At 36.2% G+C, this 17954-nt stretch carries 9 protein-coding genes; 7 read left to right on the forward strand and 2 right to left on the reverse strand.

Annotation, left to right across the window (positions count from 1 at the left end):
* Positions 1-46: 46 nt before the first annotated feature.
* Complete coding sequence (locus SJY30_RS12415; RefSeq protein ID WP_396632493.1) at positions 47-2323, forward strand: TonB-dependent receptor domain-containing protein; 2277 nt, start codon at positions 47-49, stop codon at positions 2321-2323.
* 75 nt (positions 2324-2398) lie between these two features.
* Complete coding sequence (locus SJY30_RS12420; protein ID WP_396632494.1) at positions 2399-3541, forward strand: lycopene cyclase family protein; 1143 nt, start codon at positions 2399-2401, stop codon at positions 3539-3541.
* Here the strand turns inward: SJY30_RS12420 and SJY30_RS12425 are convergent.
* Positions 3538-4512: a polyprenyl synthetase family protein gene (locus SJY30_RS12425; protein WP_396632495.1), complete on the reverse strand. Its 975-nt coding sequence runs from the start codon at positions 4510-4512 to the stop codon at positions 3538-3540. The genes SJY30_RS12420 and SJY30_RS12425 overlap by 4 nt on opposite strands.
* A 139-nt stretch (positions 4513-4651) precedes the next feature.
* Complete coding sequence (locus SJY30_RS12430; protein WP_396632496.1) at positions 4652-5668, reverse strand: GntR family transcriptional regulator; 1017 nt, start codon at positions 5666-5668, stop codon at positions 4652-4654.
* Positions 5669-6214: 546 nt separating this feature from the next.
* On the opposite strand from SJY30_RS12430, the gene SJY30_RS12435 reads away from it, so the two are divergent.
* The 5 genes from SJY30_RS12435 to SJY30_RS12455 all read left to right on the forward strand — a co-directional run bounded on the left by SJY30_RS12435 (position 6215) and on the right by SJY30_RS12455 (position 17730).
* Complete coding sequence (locus tag SJY30_RS12435; RefSeq protein ID WP_396632497.1) at positions 6215-9376, forward strand: SusC/RagA family TonB-linked outer membrane protein; 3162 nt, start codon at positions 6215-6217, stop codon at positions 9374-9376.
* A 10-nt stretch (positions 9377-9386) separates the two neighbouring features.
* Positions 9387-11264 carry a RagB/SusD family nutrient uptake outer membrane protein gene (locus SJY30_RS12440; RefSeq protein WP_396632498.1) on the forward strand — a complete coding sequence of 626 codons (1878 nt, stop codon included), beginning with the start codon at positions 9387-9389 and terminating at the stop codon, positions 11262-11264.
* A gap of 67 nt (positions 11265-11331) precedes the next feature.
* Positions 11332-14673, forward strand: coding sequence for a VCBS repeat-containing protein (locus tag SJY30_RS12445; protein ID WP_396632499.1), 3342 nt, complete (start codon positions 11332-11334; stop codon positions 14671-14673).
* A 107-nt stretch (positions 14674-14780) separates the two neighbouring features.
* On the forward strand, positions 14781-16049 hold the full coding sequence (locus SJY30_RS12450; protein ID WP_396632500.1) for a phosphatase PAP2 family protein: 1269 nt from the start codon (positions 14781-14783) through the stop codon (positions 16047-16049).
* The gene (locus tag SJY30_RS12455; protein ID WP_396632501.1) at positions 16039-17730 is read left to right on the forward strand and encodes a CRTAC1 family protein; all 1692 of its coding nucleotides are present in this window, start codon (positions 16039-16041) and stop codon (positions 17728-17730) included. Before SJY30_RS12450 ends, SJY30_RS12455 begins: the two co-directional genes overlap by 11 nt.
* Positions 17731-17954: the final 224 nt, after the last annotated feature.

A 17954-nucleotide genomic window follows, 5' to 3' on the forward strand; every position in this document is an offset into this window, starting at 1 on the left:
TTATACGTAAAAACAATTTTTTAGTTTTGTCTAAAAAAAATTTTAGATGCTTAAAATACTATTTTTTGCCTGCTCTATTTTATCCTTTGGTATCATCAGTGCGCAAAATTCGACCATATATGGAACAATCTCTTCGAATGGTGTTCCGGAAGCTTATGTAAACATTTATTTAAAAGGCACCCAAATTGGTACGGCTTCTGATGAAAATGGTAATTACTCTTTAAAGAATGTCTCGTCAGGAAAACATACCCTTATTGCTTCTAACATCGGCTTTGAGAAATTTTACAAAACATTGACGATTTCTGAAGGTGAGAATAAAAATTTGAACATCAGCTTATCACCCTCTACAGAATCTTTAGATGAAATGGTCGTTACCGGAACTTTAAAGCCCGTTAGTAGGTTAGAGAGTCCGGTGCCGGTAGAAGTTTACAAACCTACGTTTTTCAAAAAAAATCCAACGGCGAGTATTTTTGAAGCCTTACAAAACGTAAACGGAGTAAGACCGCAGATTAACTGTAATGTGTGTAATACGGGAGATATTCATATTAATGGATTAGAAGGTCCGTATACATTGGTGCTTATAGACGGCATGCCCATTGTAAGTGGTTTGGGAACCGTGTACGGGTTATCTGGTATACCCAATTCCCTTATTGAACAGATTGAGGTAGTAAAAGGGCCTGCTTCTACACTCTATGGCAGTGAAGCCGTTGGTGGTCTTATAAATATTATCACCAAAAATAACTTGACAGTTCCTAAATTTTTCGCCGACAGTTTTGTGACCGATTGGGGCGAATTTAATCTTGATGTAGGCACAAAATTCAATGTAGGCAAAAAAGCAAATGTGCTATTAGGAGCTAACTATTTTAGGTATGATAACCCTATTGATAATAATGGTGATAATTTTACAGATCTAACACTACAAGACCGGATTTCTGTTTTTCAGAAATGGAATTTCACCAGAAAAGACTCCCGAATATTTTCCTTGGCAGGGCGTTTTTTCTATGAAGACAGATGGGGTGGAGAAATGCAATGGACTCCAGAATTTAGAGGAGGAGATGAAGTTTATGGGGAAAGTATTTACACTCGTAGATGGGAAGTGTTAGGTAAATACCAATTACCGGTAGAAGAAAATATGATGCTTTCTTTTTCATATAACGACCACAAACAAAATTCCGTTTATGGTGATGTTCCCTACCTAGCTGATCAGCGTATAGGTTTTACCCAACTAACCTGGGATAAAACCGTTGGTAAACATAGCCTTTTAGCCGGTTTTGCTTTACGCTATAACTATTATGATGATAGCACACCCGCTACGTTAAGCGCTGAAGGAAACGAACCAGATGAAGTTGTCATACCTAGTTTATTCATACAAGATGAAATAGCTTTCAACAAAAAACATTCATTACTTCTAGGAGGTAGATATGATTATGACAGCCGCCATGGAAACATATTTACCCCTAGGGCAGCGTACAGGTTTAAGTTTACCGATAATGATATTATTCGCCTAAATGCCGGCACAGGTTTTAGGGTAGTAAATCTTTTTACCGAAGATCATGCAGCTTTAACCGGGTCAAGAGATGTTATTATTGCGGAAGAACTGAAACCAGAGCGTTCATTTAACGTTAACCTAAATTATTTAAAGAAAATATACGGTGATAACGGTACATTCGTTAGCTTGGATGCCTCTGTTTTTTACACCAATTTCCAAAATGTAATTATCCCGGATTATGACACCAATCCCAATCAGATTATATATGATAATTTAAATGGTACTTCAATTTCAAAAGGAATAAGTGCCAATCTAGATGTGGCTTTCTACAACGGATTAAAACTAATGATAGGCGGTACTTTACAAGATGTGAGCAATACGGAAGACGGAGTAAAAGAAAGACAGATACTTACAGAAAGTTATTCTGCAAACTGGAGCATTAGCTATGATATTCGCGCTTGGGATCTAACAGTTGATTACACCGGTAATTTATACGGCCCCATGCGATTACCTACCTTAGGGGAGAACGACCCAAGAAGCGATTTTTCACCAGCGTGGAGTATTCAAAACATTCAATTCACCTACGATGGATTGAAGAATTTCGAGTTATACGGCGGGGTTAAAAACCTATTAGACTGGACTCCAAACAGAGGAAATCCGTTTATAATAGCACGTGCAAACGACCCATTTGATAAAGAAGTTACATTTGATGATAACGGTAACGCCATTGCTACACCAAATAATCCAAATGCGCTGACTTTTGACCCTTCTTATGTATATGGACCAAACCAAGGCATACGATCATTTTTTGGAGTGCGTTATACCTTGAATTAAACACAAAAGACAATTGCTATTTCGTATTTTTGAACACCTCGGCAATACAGCAGTCGGGGTGATGTTTAAAAAAATATGAACGAATACGACTATATCATTATTGGCGCGGGCGCTTCTGGTTTACTTCTAGCAGATGCTATGCTAAACGATTCGTTTTTTGATCAAAAAAAAATTCTGCTACTTGATAAAGATGCAAAAGACGTCAATGATAGAACATGGTGCTTTTGGGAAGAAGGTGATGGTCAGTTTGAAGCTATCGTCCATAAAAAATGGAAATCAATTCACTTTCAAGGAAAAGATATTATTAAAAGAACAGATATCAATCCGTACGCTTATAAAATGATCAGAGGTCTTGATTTTTACAATCATTATCTAGGTCAGATTAAAGAATCAGCAAACATTACCTTTATTCAAGAAGCTTTAATAGATTTAGAAGAAACAGATACTGAGGTTAAAGTAAAGACGACCGACAACACCTATTCTGGCAAGTACATCTTTAATAGTCTTTTTGACTATAAAATGGCAACAGGGCAAAATAAATACCCCGTATTACAACAACATTTTGTGGGTTGGGTCATTAAAACTGATAAGCCGGTTTTTAATAGTAATGAAGTCACATACATGGATTTTTCCATCCCCCAAAAAGGCAATACGCGTTTTATGTATGTACTCCCCTATTCTGATAATACTGCGTTGATAGAATACACCTTATTTTCAGAGCATTTGTTACCAAAAAATGAGTACGATGAAACATTAAAGAAATATATAGCAGAGCGATTTAAATGCGATGCCTATGAGATAATAGAAACAGAATTTGGTAGCATACCCATGACTGCATATGACTTTAAGGAACAGCACACCAATCGGGTTAGTTACATAGGTACCGCAGGCGGATGGGCAAAACCTAGTACAGGGTATACTTTAATGAGCACGGCTAAGAAAATACCTAAACTGGTAGCGCTCATAAAGCAAGATAAATCACTTCAAAAGCTAAAACTAAAAGGAAAATTTTGGTTTTATGATATGCTTTTTTTAGATGTTCTACACAATGACAATGCAAACGGACATACCATTTTTGAATCCATTTTCAAATCCTTAAAACCTCAAATGGTATTTAAATTTCTAGATGAAAAAACCAGTTTAAAAGAAGATATCGTTTACATCAATTCCTGCCCCAAAGCTCCCTTTATAAAAGCTTTATTTAGAAGGATTTTCTAAACAGTTCTGTTCATAAGGTTTTCACCGAATTGTCGCAATAAATCCTTCTTTTCCTGATCAATATCAATATGCTCTAAAACATCAAAAGCTTTTGCAGTGTAGTCAGAAATGGCAACTTTTGTAGCTTTATCTGCCTCGGTTTTTTCAAAAATTGAACGTACGGCTTTTACTTTAGCATCTGCTTCTTTTGGTTGAATAGAATATAAATGCTCTAGCTCTTTTGTCATCGTTTCAGAACCAGAGTTAAGCGCTTTTAAGTAAAGATATGTCTTCTTATTCTCAATAATATCACCACCAACCTGTTTGCCAAAAGTTTCAGGGTCACCAAAAACATCTAAATAATCATCTTGCAATTGAAAGGCAATACCAAGGTTTAATCCAAAATTATACATTTGTTCTTGTGCAGTTTCAAAAGCACCTGCAACAATAGCCCCCATTTTTAAAGCAGCAGCCACAAGAACCGCTGTTTTATATTCGATCATTTTAAGATACTCGGGCAACATCACATCATCACGGGTTTCAAAATCCACATCGTACTGCTGACCCTCGCAAACCTCTAGTGCTGTTTTACTAAAAAGCTTAGCCAAGTCACGAAACACATTGGGCTCATAATTTTCAAAAAGTTGATATGCCATAATCAGCATGGCATCACCAGACAGAATACCCGTATTTACATCCCATTTTTCATGAACGGTAGTTTGCCCTCTTCGAACAGGGGCATCATCCATAATATCATCATGAACCAAAGAAAAATTATGAAACACTTCGATTGCTACGGCAGCATCTAAAGCATTTTTAAAATCCCCTTTAAAAATCTCAGCGGTCATCAATACCAAAACAGGTCTTAAGCGCTTACCACCTAAACCAAGAATATAGGTAATGGGCTCATAAAGGTTTCTAGGTTCTTTCGTAATATTCTTTGAGTTCAAATAAGTAATAAACTCATCTCTATATTCTTCAATAGTGTGCATTACTAGCAATTTTCTTCAAAAATAGAATAAATATGATTGAAACGAGCTGCTTTTGCCAGTAGATAAAACAATTCTCTTACCAATTAATCATCAGTATTATTTACAGTGATCATCCTACTATTTAAAAGGCTTGAAAAAACTATAAAGAAGTCCTTTTAATTAATCTCGATGGCATAATAATTTGTGTTGTACTTTCATTTTTAATATGTGCAGCCGCCAACTTTGCCATTTCATTAAAATCAGTCGAAATAGTAGTGATTCCACCAAAAACAATCTCTTTTGAGACGTTATCGTTCTGAGAAAGAATACCAATATCCTCTCCAATACGTAAATTTTTATGGACTGCATCTCGCAGAATATGCCACAAAATAGTATCCCCTAGAGCAAAATAAATATTGCCTTTGACTGCAGAACCCAATGTGTAGTTGTTTTTTACAACGCCGTTAACAGAATGATCTTTTAAAAATTTTTCAAAGGTATCTTTAATACTTACGGGCGAAAAATCACTCTCTTCATTAAAATAAAGAATGATTTTGGCATATTTTCTTATTTCTGGCAATAGTTTAACTAGCGAAGAGTAGATGACATTTTCAAATTCTTGGGAAACATAAGAAAACGACCTTCCTAAATTTAAATATCTATCTACTATCAACAGCTTTTTTGGCTCAATGTTTTGTAATAATTGTACAACATTTTTATGCTGAATAGGTGCAATTACATACATACCATACTTTCCATTTATATTAGTAAGAATGGTTTTAAAAACAGTAAGATTATTATGATGAAAAAAAACATCTATTTGAAATCTTTTTCCCATCTCTTTACGAAATGTTTTATAAAACTCTTCTTGATAGCTTTGAAAAGCGAACAATAACAAAGCCATGCGTTTAGTGATATTGGTGGCCTGACTGATAACAAAATACCCTTTCAATTGTCTAGACTCGATCAACCCTCTGTTCTTCAACTCTTCGTAAGCCTTGAAGATGGTTTTTCGTGCATACCCAATCTCTTCAACCATAATATTTATAGAGGGCAACTGATCACCTAAGGTTAATTCACCATTTTCGATAGATTCAATAACACCATGAACTAATTGTTCATGTTTTGTAAGGTTATTATTGTGGGTTAAGTTTAAAATATTACTTATAACCGGCATATATGAAAATAAATTTTGCAGCTGTCAATATACAATTTTAAAAAAGACATCAAAATTTATACTTCTAATACAAGGGCTATAGTATTAGTTTCTTTCATGATAGAAATCTGTCGCTAATACATAGATACCTTTTCAATTTCCCATAAAATATTGATAATAAACATGTAACGGTTAGAGCACTTAAAAGATTAATGATATTGAACACTGCAAAACAACAATGAACCAATTTTCAAATAATTACAAAATTGAATCAATAATGGGTATTTGGTAAAAATTTTAGAACAAAATCGTAATTCCAAAAAATATCACAACAAAATTTATTAAATTAACATTTTATTATATATTTGCCTGCAGTAGCATAGTGTATCATAGTCTCTAACATCTCAAAAAGCTTCTAAGAAGAGATTATAGTACTTGTGCTAACAATAATTACTAACAACTGTAACAACTAACTTTATGAATTATCAAAAAAACTTTAATAAGTTTTCCATGATTCGAAATCATGCGAGCTTAACGATGATTTTATTTTTTAGTGGATTTCTCTTTATGAGCCTCCATGCACAAACAACTGTTTCCGGAACAGTAACATCTGCTTCGGACAACATGCCGTTACCGGGGGTATCTGTCATAGATGCCAATAACCCAACAACGGGAGTACAGGCAGATTTTGACGGTAACTTTACAATTACCGTAGATGATAGCAGTACTAGCTTACGATTTAGCTACATAGGTTTCAAAACCGCTGTAGTACCTGTAAATAACCAAAGTACCATCAATGTCGCTTTAGAAGAAGACGTTGCCAACTTAGACGAAGTTGTTGTCGTGGGTTACGGTACTCAGAAAAAAGCGACCGTAACAGGTGCGGTAACCGCGGTACAAGGTCCTGTACTTGAAAGTTCACCAGCGATAAGTGTATCCAACTCGCTTGCAGGTAGACTGCCCGGGGTGGTGATCGTGCAAACCAGTGGGGAGCCTGGTAACGACGAATCAAATATTAGCATTCGTGGTACGAACACACTGGGTAATAATCAACCACTAGTGGTAATCGATGGTATTCCAGATAGAGATGGTGGCATAGGTCGTATTAACCCAGATGATATTGCAAATATATCTGTACTTAAAGATGCCTCTGCGGCAATTTATGGAGCTAGAGCTGCAAACGGTGCCATCATAGTGACCACAAAAACCGGTAAGCCTGGTAAAATGCAAATCAATTACAAAGCAGATTTTGGTATTACCAGACCAACTAGGGTTCCTGAAATGGCAAGTGCAGTTGAATACCAAACCATAATGAACGAATTGGCTATCTACAATAGTAATATTCCTTCATCTCAATGGGGAGCGGCAAATTCAGCTTTTCAATCATCGGGCAGCTACACGATACCAGGAAGCAATCCCGCAGAAACGGTAAATGCTGCTTTCAGCCCAGAAACTATCAATAATCACAGAACAAATGCAGATCCATGGTTATACCCAGATACAGATTGGTTTGGTGCTACTTTTCAAGATTGGGCAGAGCAACAAAGACATAACTTATCAATTAGCGGTGGTAACGAAGATTTAAAGTATTATGCATCTGTCGGCTATGCTGACCAAGGAGCTATTTACAAAAATTCAGCGAACAGGTATCAGCAGTATAATTTTAGATTGAATACCGATGCCAGAATCAATGACTATATTTCTACGAAGTTGAGTATGGGCTACAGAAAAGAAGATAGAACTTTCCCAACTGAAGGTGCCGGCGCTATTTTTAGAATGTTGATGAGAGGTAGACCTAACGAACCTGCAGTTTGGCCAAATGGATTACCAGGACCTGATATTGAAAACGGTCAACAACCGGTTGTGGTAACTACAAATGCCACAGGTTATGACAAACAACCAACAGATTATTTACAGTTTACTGGATCTGTAGATATTACCAACCCATGGATAGAAGGCTTAAAAATGACTCTATTAGCAGGTGTAGATCAAAGTCAATTACGCAGAAAATTATGGCAAACACCTTGGACTCTTTATTCTTTAGATCGTGCAAATTACATAGCTACAGGTGTTCCAGAACTTAGCGGATCTATACGTTCTAATTTTACGGATGCAAGATTATTACAATCATCTAACAATGTTTTAAATACGAACCTTACCGGTTTATTGAATTATGACAAAAAAATAGGTGATGATCATACAATAAATTTATTAGCAGGTGTAACCCGCGAAAATTTTCAAGGAGAATTCTTTTCGGCCTTTAGAAGAAACTATCTTTCTACAGCTGTAGACCAATTAGGTGTTGGTGGTGAAATCGCACAAGAAACCGATGGTTTTGGCTATAACAGAACACGTTTAGGTTATTATGGTCGTGCTCAATATAACTTTAAAGAAAAATACCTAGCAGAATTTATCTGGAGATATGATGGTTCTTATATTTTCCCAGGTAACGACCGTTTCGGCTTCTTCCCAGGTTTATTGCTAGGTTGGAATATTAATAATGAAGACTGGTTTAATGTAGACTCCATTAGCTATTTAAAGCTTAGAGGTTCTTACGGAGAAATGGGTAATGACCAAGTTTCTTTTGACACGAATAATGATGGCGAAATCACCGATGATGAATTACAGGAATATGCATACCAATCTATTTATGAGTTTGGTCAATATCCTATTAACGGACAGGTACAGACAACATTATTCGAAAACCTATTGGCTAATCCTAGCTTTACTTGGGAGCGTGCTAAGAACTATAACATTGGTTTAGATGGTATTGTGCTTGATGGTAAACTAAGTTTCACTTTAGAATATTTCTTAAATAAGCGTGATCAAATTCTTATTCGAAAAACAGGTTCTACACCAGGTTCTTCTGGTATTTCTACGCTACTACCACCTGTAAATGCAGGTAAAGTAAATAATGAAGGTTTTGAATTTGCATTAAATTATTTTGGTGGAAATGTTGATGGCTTCAAATGGGATGTGGGTGTTAATGGTGGTTATGCGCAAAACAGCGTAGAATTTTTAGATGAAATTCCTGGTGCTCCAGAATACCAATTACAAGAAGGAAAACCAATTGGATCATATTTAGTATATGAGTCTGATGGTGTTTTTATCGACCAAGCTTCTATAGATGCTGACCCATTGGATTATAGTGCGGTTAAACCAACTTTAGAACCTGGTGACATGAAGTTTAAAGATATTAATGGTGATGGAATAATTAACGATTTAGATCAAGTTAGGTTGAAAAACAGCATTAATCCTAATTTTAACTTTGGTGTTACCTTTAATGCGTCATACAAAAACTTTGATCTTTCTGTATTATTACAAGGTGCAACTGGCGCTAAACTATTTATTCAAACAGAATCTGGGGATATTGGTAACTTCTTAAAGTACAGTTACGATAATAGATGGAGCCCAGATAACCCAAGTAGTGTTCACCCAAGACTTGCAAGTCGTGGAGACACGTATTATACTGGGGGAGATTATGGAAATAATACCTACAATCTTTTTAGTAAAGATTACTTAAGGCTTAAAAATGTTCAATTGGCATATAACTTCCCTTCAGAAATGATTGAGCAATTTGGCTTATCTAAATTTAAAGTATATATGAGTGGTCTAAACTTGGCAACATGGGCAGCTCAAGATATATATGATCCTGAATCGACTAGTAATGATGGACAGTTCTATCCACAACAGTCTATTATTAACACAGGCTTTAGTTTAACATTTTAAAAAAAAAATCATGAAAAAAGGAAAATTAGTACTCTTAGGTATGCTAGCGCTAGCGCTAGTACCTATTTCGTGTAATGAAGATTTCTTAGAAACGCAACCATTAGATTCCATTTCAGCAGATGCTACTTGGGCAGATGGGGCGTTAGCACAAGCTTTTGTATTTAATGTCTACGGATCTCTCGGCTATGGAGGGTTTGAAGAAGAAGGCTTGGCTTCATTAACCGACGAAGCAATGTTTACCCACTCTGGTAGAGGAGTAAATGTAATTACGGAAGGTTCACTTTCACCGGCAGGAACGGGAAATGTGAATATCATTCCACAATGGAACGAGTTATATTCAGCTATTCGTAAAGCGAATATAGCCATACAAGAATTACCAAACGCAGGGTTCGATGATCAAACGTTAAAAGACAGATTACTTGGTGAAGCCCACTTTTTGCGAGCATATTACTATCATCAATTAATGCGCTATTACGGTGGTGCTCCTTTAATCGATAGACCTTATGGTTTAGATGAAGACTATTCTGCCGCAAGAGGTACTTATGCAGAAAACGTTTCTTTTGTCACAGATGACCTAGACAAGGCTATCTCACTGTTAGACAATAAAGAAGTCACTCCTGGTAGAGCTTCTATGCTAAGTGCTATGGGATTAAAATCTAGAGTTTTAACATATGCAGCAAGTGACTTGCGCGACGGACCTACAGCAAGCGCAAAATCGGCAACATTGGGTGGATATTCAAATTTAGAATTAGTCGCCTATACCTCTGGGGACAGAGAAGCAAGATGGAATGCTGCTAAAACTGCTGCCAAGGCTGTATTAGATGCAACATCTGGTTATAAATTAGATTTAACAGAACCTGCTAGCGCAGAAGAAGCAACACAAACCTACATCTCTATTGCTATGGGGGGTGGAAGTGCCGTTGGCGATGCTGCTGCCAGATCTGAATTATTATTCGAAAGAACACATTCACCATTGTTTACACAAGAAAGTAACTGGCCTTTAGGTGGTATTCACCAAGGAATCAATAACGGACCTAATGGTTACCATAACTGGGCAGGTAACACACCTATTCAACAATTGGTAGATGACTATCAAATGATGGATGGTTCTGATTTCGATTGGAACAATGAAGAACATGCTGCTGCTCCGTATGAAAATAGAGATCCAAGGTTAGCTGCTACTATTCTATATGATGGTGCTCCATGGAAACCAAGACCAGATGATGTTGCAGGGATTGATCCTTATGATGAAATACAAACAGGAACGTACGCTGATGGTAGTGGTGGTATAATTCCTGGTGTTGATATGAGAGATTCACCGATTGAAAACTGGAACGGAAGTAGAACTGGATATTATGTACGAAAGTTTATCGATCCAGACCCATCATTGGTAGATAACCAATCTAGTGCTCAGGTAGTACCATGGCCGTTTATTAGGTATACAGAAATCGTATTGAACTATGTAGAAGCCTCAATTGCTTTAGGTGATGAAGGTGAAGCTAGAAACTGGTTGAACAAAATTCGATTTAGAGCAGGTATGCCCGCATTAGAATCTTCTGGCACAGAACTTTTAGAAGATTACATCAATGAAAGAAGAGTTGAATTAGCTTATGAAGAGCACAGATACCATGATGCAAGACGTTGGATGATCGCTGACCAAACCTTAGGAAGAGGTATTAAGGTTATGAAAGTATCAGCAACATTGAAAGCAGGCGCTACTCCAAGATCACCATACCAATATGATCCAACAGTGTATGATTACACCTATACAGTTGTTGATAATAATGATAATGAAACCAGAACTTGGGATGACAAAATGTATTTCATGCCTTTAAGTAGAGATGAAATCAACAGAAATAACCTTTTGATTCAGAATCCAGGTTATTAATTTAGTTTAAATTGAGTTAAATTAAAGATCTATTCCTTTTTGGAATAGATCTTTTACTTTTAAACAAATGATAAAAAATCCAATCTTCTTTATTCTCATTGTATTCCTACTACAACAAAGCTGTACCGAGAAACCAAAAAAGGACAAAGCACCCAGTACAATTAACACGATTGAGGAGCCTTCTCTTTTTACACTTTTATCTGAAGATAAAACAAACATAACTTTTCAAAATACTTTAAAAGAGGGGTTAAATGCCAATGTATTGGTTTACGAATACCTATATAATGGTGGCGGAGTGGCAACAGGAGATTTCAATAATGACGGATTACAAGATTTATACTTCACTTCTAATATGGGTGAAAATAAATTCTATTTAAATGAAGGTGATTTTACTTTTAAAGATATAACAACAACTTCTAAAGTAGCCGGTAGACCAGGACCTTGGAAAACAGGTATTACTTCCGCAGATGTAAACGGCGATGGTAAACTAGATTTATATCTATGTTATTCAGGAGCTTTACCAGATGCAAAGCGTAAAAATCAACTATTCATAAATCAGGGTAATGACACCAACAACATTCCTGTTTTTAAAGAACAAGCCGAAGAATATGGCTTAGCAAGTGCTGCATTTAGTAATCAAGGGTATTTTTTTGATTATGATAAAGATGGTGATTTAGACATGCTTCTACTAAATCATAATCCAAAATCATTACCGGTTTTAAATGAAGTAAGCACTAAAGAATTTTTAAAGAAAGACGACCCTTTGCAAGGTACTCGTCTCTTTGAACAAAAGAACAACAAATTTATTGATGTAACTGAAAAAGCAGGTATCAGCGGTTCTGCACTCACCTATGGTTTAGGTATTGGCATTAGTGATATAAATAATGATGGATGGCAAGATTTCTATATTTCCAATGACTATACGGTCCCAGATTATTTATATATCAACAATAAAAATGGCACATTCACAGACCAACTTGGTAGCCAAATGGGGCATACAAGCCACTTCTCTATGGGCAACAATGTAGCCGATATCAATAATGATGGGCTACAAGATATCTTCACCTTAGACATGTTACCAAAAGATAACAAACGTCAAAAACTATTATTATCTCCTGACAATTATGAAAAGTTCGATTTAAATATAAGAAGCGGTTTTCACCATCAGTACATGCGTAACATGCTACAATTAAATAATGGTGACAACACTTTCAGTGAAATTGGTCAATTATCAGGAATATCAAATACAGATTGGAGCTGGGCTCCCCTATTTGCGGATTTTGATAATGACGGATTAAAAGATCTGTTTATTTCTAACGGATATTTCAGGGATTACACCAATTTAGACTTCATAAACTATATGGATAGTTACGTACAGTCTAAAGGAAGGTTGCAACGCCAAGATGTTTTAGAATTGATAAAAGAAATGCCCGCCTCAAACCTTACCAACTTCTACTACAGTAATAAAGACGGCATAAATTTCACAGACAACACGACCCCAGCAGGTATTGACCAACCAGCCAATAGTAATGGATCCATTTATGTTGATCTAGATAATGATGGTAATTTGGACTTAGTGGTCAACAATATCAATAAACCAGCATTTGTTTACAGAAATAATACTGAAAAAGAAACAAGCAACCAAATCAATATTCAGCTTAAAGGAGCTAACAAAAACACACAAGGCATAGGATCAAAAGTAAGTGTTTATAATAATGGAAAAATGCAAGTAGTGGAGCAAATGCCAACGCAAGGTTATCTCTCTACGGTTTCATCTATTTTACATTTTGGACTTGATGACATCAGAACCATAGATTCATTGATAGTACTTTGGAATTCTGGTAAAACTGAAACTTTAAGAGATGTACCCACCAATCAAATATTAGTTTTAGAAGAAAGCAATGCAAAAAAACCAGCCTTGCAAAAAGATAAATCAGAGACCCTATTTTCTAAGGAAGAAAGTGCTATTGATTTTCTGCATCGATCATCTCCTGTAAATGACTTTAAAAGACAATCACTTTTACTTAAACAATTATCACATGACGGACCGCCAATGGCTAAGGGCGATATTAATAATGACGGACTAGAAGATATAATCATTGGTGGTGGAATTGGTCAAGCTACATCGGTTTTTATTCAAAAAACATCTAAAGGATTCCATCAAAAATCAAACACAGACTTCGAACTGGACCAACAATATTTTGATACTGACATTGCACTGTTTGATGCCAACAATGACGGTAATTTAGATATTTACGTTGCTAGTGGCGGCTATCATAATCTTGCCGCAAACGACCCATTATTACAAGACAGATTATATCTAGGTAACGGTAAAGGAGATTTCAAAAAATCTGATACAGCTCTACCAAAAATGCTAATGAGCACAGGTTCAATTACATATTCAGATATAAATAACGATTCGTTTTTAGATGTTTTTGTAGGCGGATATACTAACCCAGGGCGTTTTCCAGAAATTCCACAAAGCTATATTCTTATGAATGATGGCAAAGGTAATTTCGTGGATCATACCGATAGGGTGCAAACCTCCTTAAAAAATCCTGGGATGGTTACAGATGCAGTTTGGGTAGATATAGACGGTGATCAGCGAGAGGATCTTATTGTGGTTGGCGAATGGATGCCTATGAGTATCTACCTGAATAAAAATGGAAAATTGACCAATGCCACAGACCAATTTTTAAACGAACCATTATCAGGATTATGGACCAGTCTTCAGATAGCTGATCTTAATAATGACAATAAGCCGGATATTATAGCAGGTAACATTGGCTCAAATACGCAGTTTAAATTAGGTAACGATACCCCTGCAGAATTGTACTATTCTGATTTTGACCATAACGGTTCTATAGACCCAATTTTAAATTTTTATATGGATGGCGTTAGCTACCCGTACGTCACCAGAGATGAACTTTTAGGTCAACTATCAGGTAAGCGGCAACAGTTCAATAGTTATGAAAAGTATGCCAATGGAACGATAAATGACATATTCAGTAAAGATGATTTAGAAAAGGCTAAAAAATTAACCGCAAACCATCAAGAGACCACTATACTGTTGAGTACAACAAGTAAAAAGTATAAAAATGTTCCGTTACCAATACAAGCTCAATATGCACCTGTTTCCGAGATTATAACATCAGACTTTAATAAAGATGGAAAGGAAGATATTTTACTATTGGGCAATAATGATTTTTATAAATTAAGAATTGGAAAGTTTGATGCCAATTATGGAACGGTATTACTAGGAGTCGGCGATGGAAACTTCAACTATTTACCGCAAACCAAATCCGGCTTATCCATTAAAGGAAGTAACACCCATGCACTATTAATAAATGACCAACTTATTCTTACTAGTTACGGTACAGCAACCGAAACCTATAAACTTTTAAAATAGCTTTTAATTAAACCATGACCATTTTTAGAAAACCCATACATATCACAATCATTTTATCACTTTTCTACTTGCTATTTAACGCATGTTCTACCAAAGAACAACCAAAAATGAGCGATAAAGACGTGGCTCTAGAATGGGCTAATATGACCTTGTTCACTACCAGATACACACCGTCAAACTCTCCCACTTTCGCATCTAGGGCTTTTGGGTATACCGGTCTTACCATGTACGAATCGGTAGTACAAGGCTTCACAGAATACAAAACCATGAACGGTCAGTTACCAGAATTAGAAAAGCTTCCTAACATAGACAATACAAAAGAATATAATTGGGTACTGGCATTAAATGCCGGACAGTCAGAAATTCTAAAGAATATCTACGTTCAAACATCCGAAGAAAACATTCAAAAAATCGATTCCCTTGAACAAGTGATTTTCACTCAATTTCAAGATGGTTTAGATGAAGAAACCGTTTCTCGTTCCGTAGAATTTGGCAAATCTGTTGCACATGCCATTTTCGAGTGGTCTAAAACAGATGGTGGGCATAGAGGTTATTTGAATAATTTTGACAAAGAAATGGTACACCCAGATAGACCAGGTGCATGGAAACCTCCTTTGTTCGCACAATCTTTCAGCCACCACCCTTTGCACCCTCATTGGGGTGAAAACAGAACTTTTGCTTCTACAAATAAAGAGTTAGAAGACCCGAAAATGATACCGTATGATACCACTCCCGGTTCTCCATATTACAAACAATTTGAAGACGTTTATCTCAAAGATTTAGAATTGACCCAATTAGAAAAGGAAGCTGCTATTTGGTGGGGAGATGACCCAGATGTAAGTTTTACACCACCAGGTCACTCCTACTATTTTGCTACCCTAGCCGTAGAAGGCCATGACATTTCGCTTATTGAAACTGCACAGGTCTATGCGCAAGTAGGTATGGCCGTTTCAGATGCTTTTGTTAACTGCTGGAAATGGAAATATCAATTCTTTACCGAGCGCCCCAATACTTTTGTACCTAAATATATTGATGAGGAATGGGAATCTTTTTCGCCCGATCCGCCATTTCCCTCTTTTCCATCTGGTCACGCTATACAAGCAGCTGCTGCAGCAACGGTTTTAGAACATAACTTTGGAAAAGAATTTACGTTTACAGACAGAGCCCACGAGGGAAGAGAACGCGATGAATTAAAGGAAACCGACTTTGTAGTTAGGTCATTCGACACCTTTTGGGATGCTGCCCAAGAAACGGCAGATTCTAGGTTTTATGGCGGAATTCACACGCAATTAGATAATGAAGTAGGATTGGAAAAAGGGGTAGAAATAGCAAAAAATGTTTACGCCCTAGAATGGAAGAAAACAAATGAAAAATAATATAGCATCATTTACAAAAATCATAAGCTTACTGCTTTTTTTCTGCGGATGGCTTAGTAATGCACAACAAACATTTACAGACGTTACGGAAGCATCAGGTATTGACCACCAATATGAAGTCTACGAAGGTACTTTTGGTGGCGGAGTTACCGTATTTGATTTTAACAATGACGGCTTTGAAGATCTTTATATAACAAGTGGTATAAAATCTGATCGGTTATACCTTAACAATGGAAACGGAACATTTAAAGATATTTTTGAAGGTTCTGGTCTTGAAGTTACCAATGACTATGTTACCCAGGGTGTAGTCAGCGCAGATATTAACAAAGATGGATACAGGGACTTGTTCATCACCACCATTACCACCACCGATGGTAAAAGTGTTATACCAAGAGCTAAAAACCTATTGTTCTTAAATAATGGGGACTCCACATTTAAAGATGTTACTAATGAATACGGATTAGAAGATTTAAATTCCTTCAGCACAGGCCCAAGCTTTGGTGATATTGATGCCGATGGTTATCCTGATTTGTTTGTTGGTAATTATTTTCAAGAGTTTACCGGTAAATTGGGAATCATAAAAGATGCTACGATAGTAAGTGCCAACCAAACCGCAAGAAGTTATTTACTAAAAAACGAAGGTGGTAAAAGTTTTGAAAATGTATATGATGAATATGGTTTAGGTCATAAAGGTTTTGGTTTTGGTGGTGTATTCACTGATTATGATAATGACCAAGACCAAGATTTATTGGTAAATCAAGATTTTGGCTATAAAGCAGTACCAAATTTTCTATACCAAAATGAATATCCTGATGACCATTTTGAAGACGTTAGCGAACAAACCGAAATGGATTTAAAAATCAACGCCATGGGCGCTGCGGTGGGTGACTATAACGGTGATGGGTGGATGGATTATTATATTACCAACATCAAGTTTAATATGCTAATGGAAAACCAAGGTACCGGTAAACCGTTTGTAGACAAAGCCAAAGAGTTAGGTACTTACAACTTAGCAATTAGTTGGGGTGCGAATTTTGCTGATTTTGACCATGATGAAGATTTAGATTTGTTTGTTGCCAATGGAGATTTAAACCCCAATTGTACGCCTATGGGTAATTTCTTTTTTGAGAACAACGACAATACGTATACCGAAAGAGGCAGGGAACTAGCTATTAACGATTACGGTATTGGTAGAGGTTCTGTCATTTTCGACATGGATAATGATGGCGATATGGACTTGTTGGTCGTAAACCAGCAACCAATTTTAAATTACCCCATAGCATCAACTACCCGTCTATTTAGAAATGACATTGCCAACGGCAATTGGTTAAAAGTAGCATTGAATGGTGTTGCTTCAGAAACTAATGGTATTGGCTCTCGCATTACTGTAGTGGCTAATGGAAAAAGAACCATCAGAGAAATAGATGGTGGTGGATCCAGCCATTTATCACAAAATTCTGTCATTGCACACTTTGGGTTAGGAACCAATACAAAAGTAGATTCTGTTATTGTGAATTGGACGGGTGGAAATACTCAAATTTTAACCAATGTTGAGATCAATCAACAATTAGACATTAAAGAAAAACCGAATTCTAAAAAGGCAACATCTTATACCCTGTATTTTATAGTTGGCATGGTTTTACTTATTATGGTGTATGCATTCTTTATTAAGAAGAAGTGAATTTTTAAGAAACCTTCTTATCAATAAACTAGCACAGGTCAATCGACCCATTAAAATAGACACATTAATATATCTTTATCCACTAACGATCATACAAAGAGCCCAGTAGTAATTTAGGATAATTACAAGTGAGGTTAATCTAAATTTCTTCCTCTCCCTTCTATATTTTTTCATGGCATAAAACGAATTTTTAAGCTAAAAGTGACATAATTTCTAAATCCTAA

Origin of the sequence: Maribacter sp. R86514, from assembly GCF_044597005.1 — a bacterium.
In the GTDB taxonomy this organism is placed as follows: Bacteria; Bacteroidota; Bacteroidia; order Flavobacteriales; family Flavobacteriaceae; genus Maribacter.